Source organism: Microbacterium sp. ANT_H45B, from assembly GCF_008369345.1.
In the GTDB taxonomy this organism is placed as follows: Bacteria; Actinomycetota; Actinomycetes; order Actinomycetales; family Microbacteriaceae; genus Microbacterium.
Genome location: NZ_VOBK01000001.1, coordinates 550,996 through 569,863 on the forward strand (window position 1 = coordinate 550,996; position 18,868 = coordinate 569,863).

The 18,868-nt window shown below is 68.8% G+C and carries 15 protein-coding genes; 11 read left to right on the forward strand and 4 right to left on the reverse strand.

Annotated features, from left to right (window positions below):
- Positions 1–40 precede the first annotated feature (40 nt).
- Entirely contained in the window at positions 41–1,342 is a 1,302-nt protein-coding gene (locus FQ142_RS02695; RefSeq protein ID WP_149422100.1) for an ABC transporter substrate-binding protein, read from the reverse strand.
- Positions 1,343–1,554: 212 nt separating this feature from the next.
- On the opposite strand from FQ142_RS02695, the gene FQ142_RS02700 reads away from it, so the two are divergent.
- Entirely contained in the window at positions 1,555–2,862 is a 1,308-nt protein-coding gene (locus FQ142_RS02700) for a glycoside hydrolase 5 family protein (protein WP_149422101.1), read from the forward strand.
- 62 nt (positions 2,863–2,924) lie between these two features.
- Here FQ142_RS02700 and FQ142_RS02705 read toward each other — a convergent pair whose 3' ends face one another.
- Positions 2,925–3,953: a LacI family DNA-binding transcriptional regulator gene (locus tag FQ142_RS02705; RefSeq protein ID WP_149422102.1), complete on the reverse strand. Its 1,029-nt coding sequence runs from the start codon at positions 3,951–3,953 to the stop codon at positions 2,925–2,927.
- A 166-nt stretch (positions 3,954–4,119) separates the two neighbouring features.
- Between FQ142_RS02705 and FQ142_RS02710 the strand changes: the two genes are divergently transcribed.
- The 3 genes from FQ142_RS02710 to FQ142_RS02720 all read left to right on the forward strand — a co-directional run bounded on the left by FQ142_RS02710 (position 4,120) and on the right by FQ142_RS02720 (position 9,433).
- Positions 4,120–7,113, forward strand: a complete 2,994-nt coding sequence (locus FQ142_RS02710; protein ID WP_149422103.1) for an alpha-mannosidase — start codon at positions 4,120–4,122, stop codon at positions 7,111–7,113.
- A gap of 75 nt (positions 7,114–7,188) precedes the next feature.
- A complete protein-coding gene (locus FQ142_RS02715; protein ID WP_149422104.1) occupies positions 7,189–7,599 on the forward strand; it encodes an MmcQ/YjbR family DNA-binding protein in 411 nt (136 codons plus the stop codon).
- 265 nt (positions 7,600–7,864) lie between these two features.
- Positions 7,865–9,433 carry an HNH endonuclease signature motif containing protein gene (locus FQ142_RS02720; protein ID WP_149422105.1) on the forward strand — a complete coding sequence of 523 codons (1,569 nt, stop codon included), beginning with the start codon at positions 7,865–7,867 and terminating at the stop codon, positions 9,431–9,433.
- Between the two features lie 142 nt (positions 9,434–9,575).
- Here the strand turns inward: FQ142_RS02720 and FQ142_RS02730 are convergent, their stop codons facing one another.
- Positions 9,576–10,166, reverse strand: coding sequence for a hypothetical protein (locus FQ142_RS02730; RefSeq protein ID WP_056414976.1), 591 nt, complete (start codon positions 10,164–10,166; stop codon positions 9,576–9,578).
- 124 nt (positions 10,167–10,290) lie between these two features.
- Between FQ142_RS02730 and FQ142_RS02735 the strand changes: the two genes are divergently transcribed.
- Positions 10,291–10,950 (forward strand): GntR family transcriptional regulator, encoded by a 660-nt coding sequence (locus tag FQ142_RS02735; protein ID WP_188042281.1) that lies wholly within the window; start codon positions 10,291–10,293, stop codon positions 10,948–10,950.
- A gap of 1 nt (position 10,951) precedes the next feature.
- Here the strand turns inward: FQ142_RS02735 and FQ142_RS02740 are convergent, their stop codons facing one another.
- Entirely contained in the window at positions 10,952–11,929 is a 978-nt protein-coding gene (locus FQ142_RS02740; protein WP_188042282.1) for a zinc-binding dehydrogenase, read from the reverse strand.
- Positions 11,930–12,121: 192 nt separating this feature from the next.
- On the opposite strand from FQ142_RS02740, the gene FQ142_RS02745 reads away from it, so the two are divergent.
- From FQ142_RS02745 to FQ142_RS02770, 6 genes are all read left to right on the forward strand, one after another.
- Positions 12,122–13,105 (forward strand): phosphoglycerate dehydrogenase, encoded by a 984-nt coding sequence (locus FQ142_RS02745; protein ID WP_188042283.1) that lies wholly within the window; start codon positions 12,122–12,124, stop codon positions 13,103–13,105.
- A 44-nt stretch (positions 13,106–13,149) separates the two neighbouring features.
- Positions 13,150–14,448, forward strand: coding sequence for an ABC transporter substrate-binding protein (locus tag FQ142_RS02750; protein WP_149422109.1), 1,299 nt, complete (start codon positions 13,150–13,152; stop codon positions 14,446–14,448).
- A 67-nt stretch (positions 14,449–14,515) separates the two neighbouring features.
- Positions 14,516–15,454 (forward strand): carbohydrate ABC transporter permease, encoded by a 939-nt coding sequence (locus FQ142_RS02755; RefSeq protein ID WP_149422110.1) that lies wholly within the window; start codon positions 14,516–14,518, stop codon positions 15,452–15,454.
- Positions 15,451–16,317 (forward strand): carbohydrate ABC transporter permease, encoded by an 867-nt coding sequence (locus FQ142_RS02760; protein ID WP_149422111.1) that lies wholly within the window; start codon positions 15,451–15,453, stop codon positions 16,315–16,317. Before FQ142_RS02755 ends, FQ142_RS02760 begins: the two co-directional genes overlap by 4 nt.
- Positions 16,318–16,321: 4 nt before the next feature.
- Entirely contained in the window at positions 16,322–18,133 is a 1,812-nt protein-coding gene (locus tag FQ142_RS02765; protein WP_149422112.1) for a dihydroxyacetone kinase family protein, read from the forward strand.
- Entirely contained in the window at positions 18,130–18,861 is a 732-nt protein-coding gene (locus FQ142_RS02770) for an SDR family oxidoreductase (RefSeq protein WP_188042284.1), read from the forward strand. Before FQ142_RS02765 ends, FQ142_RS02770 begins: the two co-directional genes overlap by 4 nt.
- Positions 18,862–18,868: the final 7 nt, after the last annotated feature.

An 18,868-nucleotide genomic window follows, 5' to 3' on the forward strand; every position in this document is an offset into this window, starting at 1 on the left:
TCGTCCGACGGGTCCGGATGGCGGTGTCCGCGCTCATGGCTTACTGATCCACCCGGTTCGCGTTGGCGTACTCGACGATCTTGTCGAGCTGGTCCTTCGGGTCGGCCTCGCCGTTGACCGCGAGGGCGATCTGCTGCGTCATGTAGGTGGCCATGTCGGAGGTCCACTGGAACGGGATCGCCTTGGCATCCTGCATCGCGGCGAACACCGTGTCGATCGCGGCGAGCTGCTTCTCATCGGTGATCGACGACGAGATGTTCGCGACCACGTCGTCGCCGCCGGCAGAGGTGCCGGGGGCGGTGCCGACGGCCAACGACGAGAACGCGATCTGGTTCTCCTCGCTGGTCGCGAACTCGGCGAACGCGAGGGCGGCCTCCTTGTTGTCGGAGTCGGCCGACACGTTCAATCCCTGCACGTACAGCGGCGCGATGCCGAGGCGCTGGGTGGCGACGGTGTTCTCCAGCAGCGCCGGAGCGTCCTTCGCGAGGTCGGTGGTGAAGCCGGTGCCTCCGGTGGTGAAGGCGACCTTCTCCTGGATGTACGCCTCGGCGTTTCCGCCGTAGTCGCCGGTGAGGGCTTCGGCGGGCATCGCTCCTGCCGCGTACGCGTCGGCGAACTTCTGGATGATCGCGGCGGCCTCGTCGGTGTTGAAGTCGAACTCGCCGTCATCGTCGATGACCTCCATGCCTGCGGAGGTGAAGGTGTCGAGAGCGGGGATCGACGACAGCAGCTGCACCTTGCCGCCGGACTCGGCGGCGACCCTCTCGGCGAGAGTGAGGAGCTCGTCGACCGTGGTGGGCAGGTTCGCCTCGGTCACGCCGAAGGGCGCGAGCTGGGCGAGGTTCCACCACGACGCGTCGCTGGACAGGTACCACGGCAGGCCGTAGGTGCCCTCCATCCCGGGGTACTGGCTGTAGGCCTCCCAGGCACCGGCGTTGTACGAGGATTTCAGCTCGGGGTCGGCCGTCTCCAGGTCGACCAGCTTGCCGGCGGCGACGAGCGGATACGCGATGTCCGGCGGCAGGTTGAGCACGTCGGGAAGAGTGTCGGCGTTCGCCTGGCTGAGGATCTTCTCCTGGTAGCCGTCGCCCGGCTGGTCGAGCCACTCGACCGTGACATCGGGGTGCTCCTTCTCGAACGCGTCGATGAGGTCCTCGAAGTAGGGCGTGAACTTCTCGTTCTTCAGCGACCAGGTCTGGAACTGGATCGTCCCGCTCAGCTCGCCGGACGTGTCGATGGGACCGGAGGCGCCGGTGGGGGCACCTCCTCCGGTGCAGCCGGCGAGAGCCATGGCGCCGATCGTGAATGTTGCCAGAGCGACAATGCGTGCGGGAACTTTCATCGTGCTTCTTCCTCGAGGCGGGCGATGGCCGCAGGTCCGAGGTCACGGACTGCAGCGCTTTAGCAGATGAAACCACCGGATGACCGCCCTGTCAAGGCGGTGGCTCCGACGAACACCGGCGGCGCGGAGAACCTCGTGCCGGTATGTTGCTCAAGCGTTATAGTGGTGCAACATGTCCTCGTCGGAGGGCTCCGTCGGAAAGGTCCGGACACATGACGCAGCGCCGCGCTCTCGATGCTCCCCTGAGATTCGGGGCGAATTACACGCCGTCGAAGGACTGGATGCATTCCTGGCTCGACTTCACCCCCGACGACGTGCGTCGCGACTTCGCCGCCCTGGCGGAACTCGGACTCGACCACGTCCGCGTCTTCCCGCTGTGGACGGTTCTGCAGCCCAACCGCACCCTGATCCGTGAGAAGGCCGTCGACGATGTACGCGCGATGGTCGACATCGCCGCGGAGTTCGGCCTGGACGCGAGCGTCGACGTGATCCAGGGGCATCTGTCGAGCTTCGACTTCGTGCCGTCGTGGCTGTTCACCTGGCACGACCGCAACATGTTCACCGACCCGACCGCGCTCGACGGACAGGTCGCACTCGTGCGTACTCTCGCCGGCGCTCTGCGCGAGGCGCCGAACTTCCTGGGGCTGACGCTCGGCAACGAGGTCAACCAGTTCTCGGCGCACACGCACCCCTCGCCGTGGCCGGTCACGACCGACGAGGCCGGCGCCTGGATCGAGACGCTGCTCTCCGCCGCCGAGGATGCTGCGCCGGGTGCCGGCCACGTGCACAGCGAGTACGACGCGGTCTGGTACATGGACGGGCACGGTTTCACCCCCGCGCACGCCTCGCGGCTGGGGGAGATGACGACGATCCACTCCTGGATCTTCAACGGCACAGCCCAGCGCTACGGCGGTCGATCCGTCGCCTCCGATCGTCACGCCGAGTACCTGATCGAGCTGTCCCGCGCCTTCGCCACCGACCGGCAGCGGCCGGTCTGGCTGCAGGAGGTCGGCGCTCCCTCGAACTGCCTCGACGAGAGCGAGATGCCGGGGTTCCTCGAGGCCACGCTGCGCTCCGCGGTGCGTACCGAGAACCTCTGGGGCGTGACGTGGTGGTGCTCGCACGATGTGAGCCGGGAGCTGGGGGACTTCCCCGAGCTGGAGTACTCCCTCGGCCTGATCGATCAGAGCGGCGCGGCCAAGCCGATCGGACGTCGATTCGCCGAGCTGATCCCGGAGCTGCGGGCGCGTGCCGCGGCACCCGTGCGCGACACGGCGATCGTGGTCGAGGTCGACCCGCACGAGGTGCCGGTCAGTCGCGCGGCGCTCAGCCCCGGCGGTGCCGTCTTCCAGGCATGGGTGGATGCCTGCGCGCGCGGCGTCGATCCCGCCTTCGTAACCTCGCGGGCAGCCCTCGATCCCGCGGCACTCGCGTCGCGCGGCATCCGCACCCTCATCCGCCCCGATCTGTCGGTCGATGCCGTCGACCCCTACGGCTCCGTCAACACCGTCGTCGGCTGACGCGGATCGCGCATCGCTCGCGCACAGATTCGCGGACCGCTCGCGCACAAAGCGCGTCGAGCTCAGGCCGTGGCCGGCGGGGCGGTGCTCTCTCGGGCGCTGAGGGTCGGGGTCGGTCCCTGCGTGCTGGGCAGCGTCGTGCCCGCCTCGATCTGCTGCAGCAGCAGGGTGGCGGCCTGTTCTCCGAGCTCGAAGGTGTCGCGGGTCATCGCCGTGATGGAGGGGTTGATCAGCCCGGCGATCACCGAGTCGTCGAAAGACGCCAGCGAGACGTCCCGCGGAACGACCCGCCCCATCTCCTGCGCCACCCGGAGCCCTGCGACCGCCATCACGTCGTTGTCGTAGACGATCGCGGTCGGACGCTGCCGCCCGGAGAGCAGGGTGCGGGTGACGGCCGAGGCGCGCGTCGGCGAGAAGTCGGTGGTGATCACCTCTCCGACGATGCCGTCGGCGGACATTCGCTCGAGCACCTCGGCGCGCAGCCGGGTGTGCTCGAGATCGGCGGGGCCGGCGACATACGTGATCCGGGTGTGCCCGAGGGCGGCGAGGTAGGAGAACAGGGTGTCGGCCACCTCGTCGTCGGCGATCCAGACGCTGGGCACGGCTCCCTCGGGAGACGGCTTCGAGCCGATCAGCACCGCGCGCGCGTCGAGGGCGGCGATCCTGTCGCTGCGCGGATCGTCGTCGCGAGGGTCGATGAGGATGATCCCGTCGACCTGGTTCGACGACCGCCACTGGCGATGCACCTCCATCTCCTCGCCGATGTCGCCGACGAGGCGCAGCTGCAGGCTGACCTTTCTCTGCGACAGGCGGGATTCGATGCCGGCGATCAGGTCGGTGAAGAACGCCTCGGATCCGAGCGAGCGGGCCGGGCGGGCCAGGGCGAAGCCGACCGTGTTCGCCCTGGCGCCCACGAGCGCCCTGGCGGCCGAGCTCGGCTGCCAGTGGTTCTCCTCGACGATCGAGAGGATGCGCTGGCGCGTCTCGTCGCTCACTCCGGGCCGTCCGTTCAGTGCGAACGACACGGCGCCGGGAGAGACCCCCGCCATGCGCGCGATATCGGCGATCGTGACGCGTTTGCCCAGAGCCATGCGCCTCACACTACTTGATCGGTTTAGCCCCCAGGAAGGCGATGACGGATGTCCGGGGCGATCAGCACTAGATCGCTTTAGTAAATCGGATAGCATGGACGGCAGCCGCCCCTGATCGGGCGCGCATCGAGCCCCCACTCACCGTCGAGCCCGGAGAACACCCACCATGCATGACGACACCTCGCTCACCGTCGGTCGCGTCTCGCGCGTCCTCGCAGAGCGCATCCGCCCGGCCATCCACTCCGCATCCGTGCCCCTGACGGTCGAGAGCGTCGAGCTGCCCGGTGAGCCGATCAGCCCCGCCGAGGGGCTCGCGCTCGAGTTCGCCGGGACGTCGGTTCCGAGCATGTGGGGACCGGCCTGGTCGACCACCTGGTTCCGGCTCTCCGGGCGGGTGCCCTCCGACTGGGCCGGTCGCCGGGTCGAGGCCGTGATCGACCTCGGGTTCGACATCAACATGCCGGGCTTCCAGTGCGAGGCGCTCGCCTACCGCCCCGACGGGTCGCCGGTGAAGAGCATCAACCCGCGGAACCAGTGGATCCCCATCGCGCAGACGGCGCAGGGCGACGAGCCCGTCGAGCTGTACCTGGAGGCGGCCGCGAACCCCGTGCTCCTCGACTACCACCCCTTCCTGCCCACGCAGGAGGGCGACATCCGCACCTCCTCGCCGGAGCCGCTGTACCGACTGCGGCGCCTCGACCTCGCCGTCTTCGAGACCGAGGTGTTCGAGCTGTCCCTCGATCTCGAGGTGCTGTTCGAGCTGCAGGCCGAGCTGCCGGCGACGTCGCCCCGCCGCATGCGCATCCTCCAGGCGATGGATGACGCGCTCGACATGCTCGATCTGCAGCGCATCGCCGAGACCGCATCCGACGCCAGGGCCCGTCTCGCGCCCGCCCTCGCCGCACCGGCCGAGGCGAGCGCGCACCGCATCTCCGCCGTCGGGCACGCGCACATCGACTCCGCGTGGCTGTGGCCGGTGCGCGAGACGATCCGCAAGGTCGCGCGCACGACCTCGTCGATGACGACGCTCATCGAGGAGCAGCCGGACTTCCTCTACGGCATGTCCAGCGCACAGCAGTACGCGTGGCTCAAGGAGCACCGGCCCGAGGTGTTCGCGCGCGTCAAGGCCGCCGTGGCCGAGGGGCGTTTCCTGCCGCTGGGCGGCATGTGGGTCGAATCCGACACGGTGATGCCCTCGGGAGAGTCTCTGGTGCGGCAGTTCTCATACGGTCAGCGCTTCTTCGAGCGCGAGTTCGGCATCCGCTCGAAGGGCGTGTGGCTGCCCGACAGCTTCGGCTACTCGCCCGCACTGCCGCAGCTGATGCGTCGTGCCGGATTCGAATGGTTCTTCACGCAGAAGATCTCGTGGAACCAGCAGAACGTCTTCCCCCACCACAGCTTCCTCTGGGAGGGCATCGACGGCTCGCAGGTGTTCACGCACTTCCCGTCGATGGATACCTACAACTCGCAGCTGAGCGGCATGGAGGTCGCCAAGGCCTCTCGCCAGTTCAAGGAGAACCGGGTGTCGTCGCGGTCGATCGCACCGGTCGGCTGGGGCGACGGCGGCGGGGGGACGACGCGCGAGATGACCGGGAAGGCGCAGCGCCTGCAGAACCTCGAGGGCAGTGCGCAGGTCGTGTGGGAGCATCCCGACGTCTTCTTCGAGGCCGCGCGTGCCGAGATCCCGAACCCCGCGGTCTGGGTCGGAGAGCTGTATCTCGAGCTGCATCGCGGAACCCTGACCAGCCAGCACGCCACCAAGGCCCTGCATCGCTGGGCCGAGCAGGCGCTGGTCGAGGCCGAGCTGTGGGCGGCGACGGATGCCGTGCGCACCGGTGCCGAGTACCCGACCGCGCAGATCGACCGCCTGTGGGAGACCGTGCTGCTGCACGAGTTCCATGACATCCTTCCCGGCACGTCCATCGCGTGGGTGCATCGTGAGGCGTCCGAGGTGCTGTCCCGGGTGATCGACGAGGCGCAGACGCTCGCCGGATCCGCCCGTCGCTCGCTCGCCGGCGACGGAGACCGCGAGCTGCGGTTCGTGCCGAGTTCGGTCGGAGAGGGCCGGGCTCTCGGCGCCGCGTTCCTCGAGGCGCGCGCCGAGCCGGATGTCGCGCTCGCCGAGGAGGGTGACGGCTGGCGTCTCGAGAACGACCTGGTCTCCGTGCTCATCTCCGCCGAGGGACTCATCGTGTCGGCCGTCGACAGGGCGTCGGGCCGCGAGGTCGTGGCGGAGGGGCGCGCGGCGAACCTGTTCCAGCTGCACCAGGACTTCCCGAACATGTGGGACGCGTGGGACATCGACAAGTACTACCGCAACAGCGTCGAGGACCTCACCGGGGTCGCGTCGATCACGGCATCCGTCATCGACGGCGTCGCCACGGTCGTCGTCACGCGGGCCTTCTCGGAGTCGACCGTCGAGCAGACGATCACTCTCGCTCCGGCCTCGCGCACGGTGGAGCTGCGCAACGTGATCGACTGGCACGAGACCGAGAAGCTGCTCAAGCTCGCATTCCCGCTCGACATCCAGGCCACGCACACCGAGGCCGAGACGCAGTTCGGGTACCAGTCGCGGGTCACGCACACGAACACCAGCTGGGAGGCGGCGAAGTTCGAGGCCTCGATGCACCGGTTCGTGCTGGTGCGCGAGCAGGACTTCGGCGTCGCCCTCGTGAACGACTCGATCTACGGCTACGACACCTCCCGCGAGGTGTCCGATGACGCGGTGGCGACCACCGTGCGCCTCTCGCTGCTCCGCGCACCGCGCTTCCCCGACCCCGACACCGACCACGGCCCGCACGAAATCGCGGTCGGCTTCGTGATCGGAGCGGATGCCGCGATCGCGACCGCCGAGGGCATCACGATGAACAACCCGGCGGCGATCGTGCGTGGTGCGCGCGAAGTCGACCCGCTCGTCTCCGTGCACGGCGAGGGCATCGTCGTCTCGGGCGTGAAGCTCGCGGACGACGGGTCGGGCGACGTGATCGTGCGACTGTACGAGGCGCTCGGTCGTCGTGCGATCGGGTCGATCACGGCCGAGTTCGACCACCGGGAGATCCGCGAGGTGTCGCTGATCGAGGACGCGCTCGACGACGCGCGGCTCGGCGGCGAACTGCGCCTGCGTCCGTTCGAGGTGCGCACCCTGCGTATCGTGCGCTGAGTCTGCGCTCTGCCGCCTCGCGGGCTGTCGACGCGGGCCATTGTGGTCGCCGCTGTGTGGGAGGACGATAGGCGAATGGTCACCCTCGAGGATGTACGCGAGATCGCGCTCGCGCTCCCGGGGGTGACCGAACGCGTCGGCGGTCACACGGGAGAGCCGTCGTGGCGTCTGCCGAGCGGGCAGATCGCGTGGATCCGCGGTCCCAGCAAGGTCGATCTGCGCCAGCTCGCCGACCTCGGACTCGAGTGGCCCGAGGGCCCGGTGCTCGGGGTGCGGGTGGCGAGCCTCGAGGAGAAGGCCGCGCTGCTCGCCTCCGAACCGGACGGGCTGTTCTCCATCCCGCATTTCGACGGGTACCCGGGGCTGCTCGTGCAGCTCGACACCGTCGAGAAGGATCGGCTCGCCGAGATCATCGCGGATGCGTGGCTCGTGCGTGCGCCCGTGCTCGTCGCGAAGCAGTGGCTCGCGGAGCGCGGGCTGGACTGAGTCCTGGGGCTGGGTGCTGGGGGCTGGGGGCTGGGGGCTGGGGGCTGGAGGGCTGGATTGAGTACTGGGGCTGGGCGCTGGGCCTGCGGGCTGGGCACCGAGTCCTGGGCTCTGGGTCTCGGGTGCTGGGTCCCGGCTGGGTCGCGGGGACCGCCGCAGGGTCTGTGGCGCCCCATTCCGGGAGATTGGAATACGCATCTGATCTGGGGTAAATAGGAGGGTTCTCGGGCCTTGAATGTCGGTGGTCCCGGGTTGACTTGCGGGTATGGACAGCACCACGGAGCTTCTGGATCGGGTCATCGCCGACCTCGATACGGTGCTGTCCGATGATGCGCTCGCGGGGCTGACCGACGCGCAGCGGGTGGCTGTTCTGCAGGGTGCGGGGGCGGTGTTCCGGCGGGCTGAGGCGGTGATCGTAGAGACCGTCGCAACGGCCGATCTGGGGGACTTCCCGCATTCGGCGGGCTGTCGGGGGCTCAACGAGTTGCTGCAGCGGACGCTCCTGGTCGATGTGCGGGGCGCCAGCCGGGTCGACAGGGCCGTCGATCTGGTGCGGCGTCCGGAGAGTCTGGCAGGGGAGAGGATGCCTGCGCGCTGGTCGGAGATGCGGCTCGCGTTGCTCGACGGGGTGGTCGGAGTGGCCGGGTTCCTTGCGGCGACGGGGCCGATCGAGAGAGTGTGGGATCGGCTCACGATCGATCAGCGACTGGCGGCGGATGTCGCGTTGGCGGGGTGCGCCCGCGGGCACGGTCTCGAGATCGACGCCGACGATGACGACTCGGGTGCGGATGAACCTGGTCCGTCGCCGACGGCGCAGGATCTGAAGGCGCTCGCGGAGGACCTCGCCTCGATGTTCGATCCCGATGGGGAAGAACCGAAAGACGAGGAGGCCTGTCGTCGTCGCGGAATCACGATCGGTCGGTTGCATGACGGCGTGCACGCGATTCGCGGGTATCTGACCCCCGACGTGGCGGCGCAGTTCCAGCTCATCATGGACGCGATCCTCAACCCCAAAGGCGACGGGCCTCCGATGCCCGGCGTGCACTTCGCGCCCAGCGACGGCTCTGCCGCGGATGCGGGTGACGACGCCGGGGCGGACGCGGACTCTCGCGCACGCGCAGATGCAGATGCAGACGGCGAGGATCCGTTCAATTCGGATCCGCGGTGCGTGATCGATGGTCGCACTGCGGCGCAGAAACGCCACGACGCGGTGGCGATGGTCATCGCGATCGCTGCCCGCCACAATGCCATGCCCACCCTCGGCGGGTCGTCGCCGGTTCTGGTCGTCACCGTCGATGCCAAAGACCTCGCCTCGCACGCTGGTCATGGCGAAGGCGCCACGTTCGGGGACACCGCGTCGGCACCGGCCGACAACGGCGGGTGGGCGACGATCCAGGGATCCGGCGCCCACGTCCCGATCTCCATTGCCGCGCAGGCCGGCTGCACCGGAGCGATCCAACGCGTGCTGATGGATGAGGGGCGGATCATCGGCCTGACGACCACGGATCGCGTGTTCACGGTGCATCAACGACGGGCGATCGTCGCCCGCGACAGGGAGTGTCTGATTCCGGGATGCCACGTTCCGGCGTCATGGTGCGAGATCCATCACGTGATCGAGCATGCCCGGGGTGGGCCCACGCATACGGACAACGGTGTGCCGTTGTGCTGGTGGCATCACCGAAGCCTCGGTGCCTCGGGCTGGGTGATCCGCATGAAAGACGGTCGCCCGCAGGTGCGGGGACCTGCATGGTGGGATCCCGCACAACGCTGGCGCACCCCACGACTCAGTCTGCCGAGCAAGGCGCGTGTTCGCGGTGCCCTGCTACGGGTCTGAGTGCCACCGACAGGGACCGGGCACGTTCACACGACAGGGACCGGGCACGTTCACACGACAGGGACCGGGCACGTTCACACGACAGGGATCGGGCACGATCGCGCGACAGGGATCGGGCGCTCTCAGAGGGGATCGAGTACCTTCAGGCCGGCCCGAGCCGCAGGACCTCGGGCGACTCGCCCCCGGTCAGCTCATCGGCCACGCGGATGCTGCCCGCCAGCTCATCGAGAGCGCCGTCGAGAGTTCCGAAGCGCTCGCGGTCGCTGCACACCGCCGTCAGCGTCACGAGGTGCGTCCCCGTGTCCCATGTGTACGTCACGAATGGAGGAGTGGCCGGCGACGGCGGCATCGGCACCACGAGCTTCTCGCCCGCCCCCAGCCATCGGCTCGAGAACGAGACCGTGTCGTCATAGTCCATCGGCATCGACGCGCGAGCGATGCGCACCTCCGGCGTCAGCGTCTGCACCGTCGCCATCGCGACGACGAGCTCGGGGTCGGCCTTCCACGTCCACACCAGCACCCGGCCTGCCGCGCGACGCATCAGCAGCGGAGCGGCTTGACTCATCGCCCAGGCGCCGAGACGCGAGCCGGGGCGTTCGGTGACGCCGAGCGCTGCGTTCGCCTGCCCCAACAGCATCCGGATCGCGGCCTTGCGGTGCCGCCGGCCCTTCCATCCGAGCGAATCGGTCACGGGGATCCACAGCCGGGGGTCGGCATCGGCAGTCAGTCGCATGATGCCACCGTAACCGTCGTGACTGAGCGGATCCGCTGTGCGGGCGAGTGGGCGACTTGACGGCGCCCACTCGGGTGAGTGACACTCGGATAACTGTTAACTGTCAGATGAAGTGGGGGGATCGGTGAATTCACGACCACTGGGCATGGGCGAGCAGATCGCTCACCGCCTGCGCGTCGAGATCATCACCGGGGTCATCTCCCATGGTGAGCATCTCGCCGAGGACGCTCTCGCGACGCGCTTCGACGTGAGTCGCGGCCCCATTCGCGATGCACTGCGCCGCCTCGAGTCCGAGGGCCTGCTGGAGAGCCGTCGCAAGAGGCTGTACACCCGCGGGTTGGGGATCGAGGGCGTCGAGGAGCTCTACGAACTCCGTGAGGCGCTGGAATCGCTGGCGATCCGACTCGCGGTCGCCCGCGGGAGCGCCAAGGAGTGGGATGCGATGCAGGGCATCGTCGACCGCATGCGCGCGGCGGGTGAGGTCGGTGACGTCGAGATGTTCGCCGAGGCGGACATGGACTTCCACACGTCGTTCTACACGATCTCCAAGAACCGACGCCTGATGGAGGCGTGGCGGCCTTACCAGCGCACCTTCGCCATCCTGTTCGAGATGAGCGACACCCCCGACATCCCCGCCGCGACGGCGGATCACCAGGGCTTCCTCGACATCGTCCGCCTCGGTGACGCCGACGCGGCCGTCAAGCGCCTCCAGCTGCACCTCACGCTCGCCAAGGGGCACCTGCGCGACGCACTGCCGGAGTCGCCGCGCACCGTCCAGGCGTGAGTCACCCGCGTCGGCCCAGAACCCCGTTCACGTCGACGACCACCTTGCCGGTGACGGCCGGGTCGTCCACGGCGGCGAAGGCCTCGGCTGTGTCGTCCAGTGATCGTGCTGTCGTGACGATCTCCGCAGCATCCGGGGTCGCCGACAGGAGTCGCAGGGCGTCATCGAATTCGCCCGTGAAACGATGCGAACCGATGACGCGCAGCTCCTTGGTCACGATCGCCGACAGCGCGATCGGGCGCTGATCGCGGGGCAGCATGCCGAGCTGCACGATCGTCCCTCCCACTCGTGCCATCGCCGCCGCAGATTCGAGGGAGGCCGGTACCCCGCTCGCCTCGATGACGAGGTCGGCGCACGACGCTGCGGGGCGCTCGGAGGAGAGATCGACGGTGCTGTCCGCCCCGATCCGACGGGCGAGCGCGAGCGGAGCGCTTCGCACATCCGTCACCGTGATGCGGCGAGCACCGGCCCGCCGCAGGGCCAGCACGGCGAGCAGCCCGATCGGGCCGGCACCGCACACGACCGCATCGAGCCCCGTCGGATCGCCCGCGCGTGAGAGGGCGTGCAGTACGACCGCGGTGGGTTCCGCCAGCACGGCGGTCGCGGACGGGAGATCCGGTGGGATGACCCGCAGCCGTTCGGTGCGCACGCTCAGGTGCTCCTGCAGGCCGCCGTCGGTGTGCGGCCACGTCGATGCCGAGCCGAGGAAGGATGGGGGCTCCTCGAGGAGATCTGCAGCCACTTCGCGCTCACCCGGGCGGGGGCACGGCCAGACGGGGTGCACCGCCACGCGATCGCCGACACCGACGGAGTCGTCGCCCGCAGCCACGACGGTGCCGACGATCTCGTGCCCGAGTACGAAAGGCTCACGGACCTCGAAGTCGCCGTTCGCGCCCTTCATGAAATAGCTGAGGTCGGATCCGCAGAGGCCGACGAGGTCGATCCTGACCAGCGCGTGACCCCGACGGAGAACGGGCATCTCTCGCTCGTCCCACTCCAACATTCGTGGGCCCACGAGTCGTAGGGCTTTCATGTCTCTCCGTTCACGCCATCGTGTCTTGACCTGCCTGTGAGTCTGGCATATGTTGATTGTTAACAGTTTTACAGTTTTGAGAAATCGTCGATGGTGACGCCGGCCTCCGCTGCTGCGCACCTCCAGAAGGGCAGCAGGATGAACGACAGCACAGCCGAGGTCGGCGCAGGGCGCACCGTCATCGTCGGAGCCGTGCGCTACGCGGAGCTCTGCGGGCGTGGCAGGCAGCTCCTCCTCGACCACGGATTCACGCTGATCGAGAACCAGACCACCGTGCCGTGGACCGCCGAGCAGCTGCTCGCGCACATCGGCACGGCCGACGCGGCGGTCGCGGGCGTCGAGGTGTTCGACCAGGACGCTCTGGCCGCTGCTCCCGCTCTCCGCATCATCTCTCGGCTCGGCGTCGGGCTCGACAACGTCGACCTGCCCGCCGCGCGCGCCCGGGGCATCGACGTCGTCAACGTGCCGGGTGGCAACGCCGAGGCCGTGGCGGAACTGACTCTCGGGTTCATCCTCTCGCTGCTCCGTCGACTGCCTCGGATGGATGAGGCGGCGCGTGCGGGGCGCTGGGACCGCTACGTCGGCGGCGAGCTCGCCGGCAAGTCGATCGGTCTGCTCGGGTTCGGAGCCATCGCACGGCTCCTCGCCTCCCGTCTCTCCGGCTTCGACCTCACGATCAAGGCCTACGACCCGTACGCCGATCTCGACGCGGCGGCGAAGGCCGGTGTGGACATCGTGTCGCTCGAGGACGCCGTGCGCGACGTCGACATCGTCAGCGTCCACGTGCCCCACCTCGCCGAGACGCACCATCTCGTCGACGACGAGCTCATCGCCCTCATGCGCGAGGGGACTCTGCTCATCAACACCAGCCGGGGTGGACTCGTCGACGAGGCCGCGCTCGTGCGCGGTCTCGACTCCGGCCGTATCGCGGGTGCCGGCCTGGATGTGTTCGAGCATGAGCCGGTCTCGCCCGACAACCCGCTCTTCCGTCACGATTCCGTCGTCACGGCTCCCCACGCGGGCGCCGACACGAAAGAGGCGTACGACCGCATCGGCTGGGCCACCGCCCAGGCGATCGTCGACGTCTTCTCCGGACGAACCCCCGTCCACGTCGCGAACTGATCTCCACCCGGTCACCCGAGTACCCCCACAGATAAGGAACGAAGATGTTCAGCAGGAAAGCACAGCGATCCGCCCTCGCGGTCCCCGCGGTCGGCGCACTCCTCGTCGGCCTCGCGGCCTGCGGCGGAACCCCCGCTGCAGACGACGGCGAGGTGACCGACCTCACGATCATCGCGGCGAACAGCCCGTGGACCGAAGGTCTGAAGACCCTCGCCTCGACGTACGAGGACGAGACCGGCGTCAAGATCAACATCGAGGCCTACGGCAACGAGCAGCTCAACGACACGCTCAAGGTCAAGCTCAACGCGCAGTCCGACGACGTCGACATCTTCGCCTACCAGGTGCAGGACGTCATGCGGGAGTTCTCGCGCAACGGCTGGCTCACCGACATGACCGACTACGTCGAGTCGGATGCCGAGTGGAACTGGGAGGACTTCCAGCCTGCGGCGCGGGAGGCCGTCCAGCTCGACGGCGTGGTCTACGGCGTCCCCGTGATGACCGAGCGGCACGTCGTGTACTACCGCTCCGATCTGCTCGAGGCCGCCGGAATCGAGCCGCCCGAGACGCTCGACGAGCTCGAAGCGGCGGCCGAGGCTCTCAACGACCCGGAGAACGGCTTCTACGGCATCGCCATGCGCGGCGCCCGCGTTCCCCTGGTGACCCAGCTCTCGTCGTTCATCTACAGCTTCGGCGGCGACTTCCAGGATGAAGACGGCAACGCCACCATCGACAGCCCCGAGGCGATCGAGGCCATCGAGTTCTACGGCGACCTGCTGAAGAACTACGGCCCTCCAGGGGCCGCGAACATGGGCTGGGTCGAAGCCTCCGCGATCTTCGCGCAGGGCAATGCGGCGTTCTACCTCGACGCCGACAGCCAGGCCTACACGTTCCTCGACGAATCGAACTCCGCCGTCGTCGACTCGGTCGCGTTCGCACGGTTCCCTGAGGGCCCTGCGGGCTCGAAGTTCTACAACATCGTGCCGCAGACAGTCGGTATCAGCGCGTTCTCGAAGAAGCAGGATGCCGCGTGGGAGTTCATCAAGTGGGTCACGAACGAGGAGAACACCACGCAGATGCTCGCCGACGCCACCGTGCCGGTCGCGCGACAGTCGGCCTGGGATGACGACGCGGCGACGGCGAGCTTCCCCGCCGGCCTCGTCGAGATCATCCGGAACATCGGCGAGGACGGTGTCGGGCACGACCGCCCGCAGCTCGAGCAGGTCGCTGCCGCTCGCGAGATCATCGGCGGTCCCGCGATCACCGCGATCGAGGGTGGAGACGTCGCCTCGGCGGCGGAGACCGCCAACACGGCGTTCCAGGACCTGGTCGACTCCGAGAAGTAATCCGGGAGAGGGCGTCGCACCGAAGAGTGCGGCGCCCCCTCATCCCCGCTGGTCGAGGAGGACCACGATGTCGAGCACCTCGCTCAAGAACCGCCCGCCTGTGACGACCTATCGTCGCAAGCCCGTCGACTGGGTCGATGCGAATCTGAAGTGGATTCTGATCATCCCGTCGGTGGTGTTCATCACTCTGCTGATCGCGTTCCCGGTCGGGTACACGATCTTCCTGTCGCTCACCAACGCGCAGGGTGCCGTCACGCGGCCGTTCGAGTTCATCGGCTTCGACAACTACGCGCACTGGCTCGGCGACGTCACCCGGTTCTGGCCGGCTGTCGGCCGCACGGCCTACTTCACGATCGTCGCTCTCGTCCTCGAACTCGTCATCGGCCTCGCCATCGCCCTATTGCTGAGAAAGACCTTCCGTGGCCAGGGCCTCGTGCGGGTGTTCATCCTGCTCCCGCTGGTCGCGACGCCCGTCGCGGTCGGCATGATGTGGCTCGTGATCTTCGAGCCGACCATCGGCTTCGCCAACGTCCTCATGAAGTCGATCGGACTGCCCGCCCAGGGGTGGCTCTCCGACAAGGACACGGCGCTGAACACACTGATCTTCATCGACGTCTGGCAGTGGACCCCGATGGTCATCCTGATCCTGCTCGCGGGCCTCTCCACCCTCCCCGAGGAGCCGGACGAGGCCGCGCGCGTCGACGGTGCGAACGCGTGGCAGCGCTTCCGCCACATCACGCTCCCGCTGCTGTCTCCGGTGATCGGCGCCGCGGCGATCCTGCGTGCGATCGACGCGCTCAAGACGTTCGACATCATCTACGCCACGAAGGGCCGCGGCGGCGGATCCAGCAACGAGGCGGAGACGCTCAACATCCTTGCCTACAGCGATGCCTTCGAGTACTCCCGCTACGGACGCGCATCGGCGCTGCTGATGCTGTTCTTCATCCTCATCATCCTCGTGCTGCTGGTCATCGCGATCCTGCGCAAGAGAGCGGAGAAGCTGTGAACACCTCGACCTCCCCCTCCACCGTGGTCCGGATGCGCCGTCGGCGGCGACCGGCGCAGGTCGTCGGAGGCTGGGCGCGCGCGCTCGGCATCCTCGCCGTCGTGATCGCGTTCATCGCCCCGCTGATCTGGATGCTGCTGGCGAGCCTCAAGACGAACCTCGAGATCATCGATCCGAGCAGGACGTTCTCGTTCACGCCCACCCTGAAGAACTTCGAGACCGTGTTCGGCGCCCAGGCCTTCGGGCCGATCATCCTCAACAGCATCGTGGTGGGCACGGGCGCGACGCTGCTGGCTCTCGTCATCGGCGTCCCCGCCGCGTACGGGATCGCGCGGTTCAAGGCGACCAACACGACCGCCTACCTGCTGATGGCGCGCATCATCCCCGGGGTCAGCCTGCTGATCCCGTGGTACTTCCTGTTCTCGCAGATGCAGCTGGTCGGCACCTACACGGTGCTGATCCTCACCCACGTCTTCGTCACCATGCCGCTGGTCGTGGCGATCATGTCGAGCTTCTTCGACGGCATCCCCGAGGAACTCGAGGAGGCCGCCCAGATCGACGGATCGAGCAGGATCGGCGCCTTCGTGCGCGTCGTGCTGCCGTTGTCCGTGCCCGGCATCGCCACCGCGACGATCCTGTCGTTCATCTTCAGCTGGAACAACTTCCTCTTCGCTCTCGTGCTGTCCAACCAGCACACCCGCACGCTCCCTGTGGCGATCGTGAACTTCACGAGCTACGCAGCCGTCGACTGGGGCGGTCTCATGGCCGCGGCTGTCGTGATCACGGTTCCCGTCATGATCATCGCCCTGCTCGCGCAGCGGTATGTGGTGAGCGGCCTCACGGCCGGTGCGACGAAGGGCTGAGCGGATGCCCAAGCTGATCAACGACCCGCACGACTTCGTCGACGAGGTCATCGAGGGGATCCTGCTCGCCCACGGCGACCGACTGCATGCGGTGTCCGACGACGCGAGGGCGATCGCGCGCGCATCGTCGGAGCCGGGGACCGTCGGCATCGTCACAGGCGGCGGATCCGGTCATCTGCCGCTGTTCCTCGGCTACGTCGGCGCGGGCCTCTGCTCGGCGGTCGCGGTGGGCAACGTGTTCTCCTCGCCCTCCGCAGCGCAGATCGCGGCGGCCACGCGCGCGGCGGACGCCGGTGCCGGCGTGCTGTACCTGTACGGCAACTACGGCGGCGACGTGTACAACTTCGACCTCGCAGCCGACATCGTCGGAACCGACGGCATCCGCACGCGCACCGTGCTCGGCGCCGACGATGTCGCGAGCGCCCCGCTCGAGAGCGCGAGCTCCCGTCGCGGTGTCGCCGGCATCTTCTTCGCGTACAAGATCGCCGGTGCCGCCGCAGCCCGCGGCGACGACCTGACCGCGGTCGCCGCCCTCGCCCAGCGTGCCGTCGATCGCACCGGGACCATGGGGGTGGGGCTGTCGCCCACCGTTCTGCCCACGACCGGAAAGCCCTCGTTCGAGCTGGACGAGGGGCAGATGGAGATCGGGATCGGCATCCACGGCGAACCGGGCAGTCGCACGGGACCCCTCGCCGCAGCGGATGACGTGGCCGACGAGCTCCTCGACAGCATCATCGCCGATCGCGGCATCGATACCGGTGCGCGCGTCGCGCTGCTCGTGAACGGCATGGGCGCGACGCCGCTCGAAGAGCTCTATGTGCTCGCCCGCCGCGCCAGGCGACGACTCGACGCGCTGGGCGCTCGAGTGCACCGCACGTGGGTCGGCGAGTTCGCGACCAGTCTCGAGATGGGTGGTGCGTCGATCAGCATCCTCGTGCTCGATGACGAACTGACCGCGCTGCTGGATGCCCCGGCCGACTCCCCGTTCTTCTCGCAGGCCGGAGAGACGCCATCGGCGCGGGGGACTGGCCCGCGATGCCCCGCCGCTGACGGGCGCGTCGCCGCAGACGCAGCGAGCGCGGGCGCGGCCGGCCCGCCTGCGGCTACCGGTCCGTCGAGCGCTGCCGGCCCGTCGAGCGCTGCCGGCCCGTCGAGCGCCGGCCCCTCGAGCAGCGGCGATCCCTCCGCTCGCGAGGCCGCGGATGCGCTCGTCCGGGCGATCCGCGGCGTGATGCCGCTCTGGGCCGAGCACGCCGGTGAGCTGCGCGACCTGGATGCCGCCCTCGGCGACGGTGATCTCGGCATCACGGTCTCGGCCGGCGCGGAGGCGATCCTCCGCGCGCTCGAGGGGTCCCCCGACGATGATCTGGCGCAGCCCGTGCTGCAGGCGGGCGAGGCTTTCGCCACCGCCAACCCTTCGACCTTCGCGGCGCTCTTCGGCGGCGGGATGCTCGCGGCGGCGTCGACGCTGCGCGGGCGCACCACGCTCGATCGCGTGACCGTGAGCGCCGCGCTGACGGCGCTCGCCGACCGCATCGCGGAGCGCGGCGGGGCTCGTCCCGGCGACAAGACGCTGCTCGACGCCCTCCTGCCGTCCATCGCGGCGTTGGACGCGGCACCCGCCGGTATCGACGAGGCGATCGCGGCCATGCGCGCCGCCGCATGGAGCGGTGTGCGTGAGACGGCCGAGCTGGTCTCACGACGAGGCCGCGCCTCCTGGGTCGGCGAACGCGGCGCGGGCCATGCCGACCCCGGGGCGACGGCTTATGCGCGGCTGCTCGACGCGGTCGCGGAGTGGCGGGAGCAGGTCGCGTGACCGTCGGCATCGCCTGGGTGCTCGGGGGAGGATCGGGGATCGGACGCGGGGCTGCCGTGTCGCTCGCCGTGTCCGCCGAGCTGGTGGTGGTCTCCGGTCGCCGGGTCGACGAACTGCAGCGCACGGTCGACGCCGTGCACGCCGCCGGCGGGCGCGCGGTGGCGCTGCCGGTCGATGTGGCCGACGAGGCCGCGGTCGCGCAGGCCGCGGAGATCATCGGCGCCGACCACGGTCCGGTCCGCACCCTCGTGTACAGCGCCGGCACCAACGTGCGCAATCGCTTCTGGGATGACACTTCCCCTCGCGACTTCGCGCGAGTCGTCGACATCAACCTCACCGGCGCTGTGCGCGCCATCCACGCCGTGCTTCCCGCCATGAGACGCGAGGGCGACGGCCTCGTCGTCCTCGTTTCCTCATGGGCGGGGTGGCGCTTCGCACCCGGCGTCGGAGCCGGCTACTCGACGAGCAAGACCGCGATGGGGGCCCTCGCCGAGACCGTGAACGCGCAGGAGCGCCTGCACGGCATCCGCGCCACGCACTTCTGCCCCGGCGAAGTGGCGACCGAGATCCTCGATACGCGTCCGAATCCGCCGAGTGCGGACGAACGCGCACGGATGCTCACCGCCGACGACGTCGGCGACGCGATCCGCTGGATCGCGGAACTGCCCCCGCGCATCTGCGTCAACGAGATCGTCTTCACACCGACTTCGAACACCTCGTACGCGTGACGTCGAC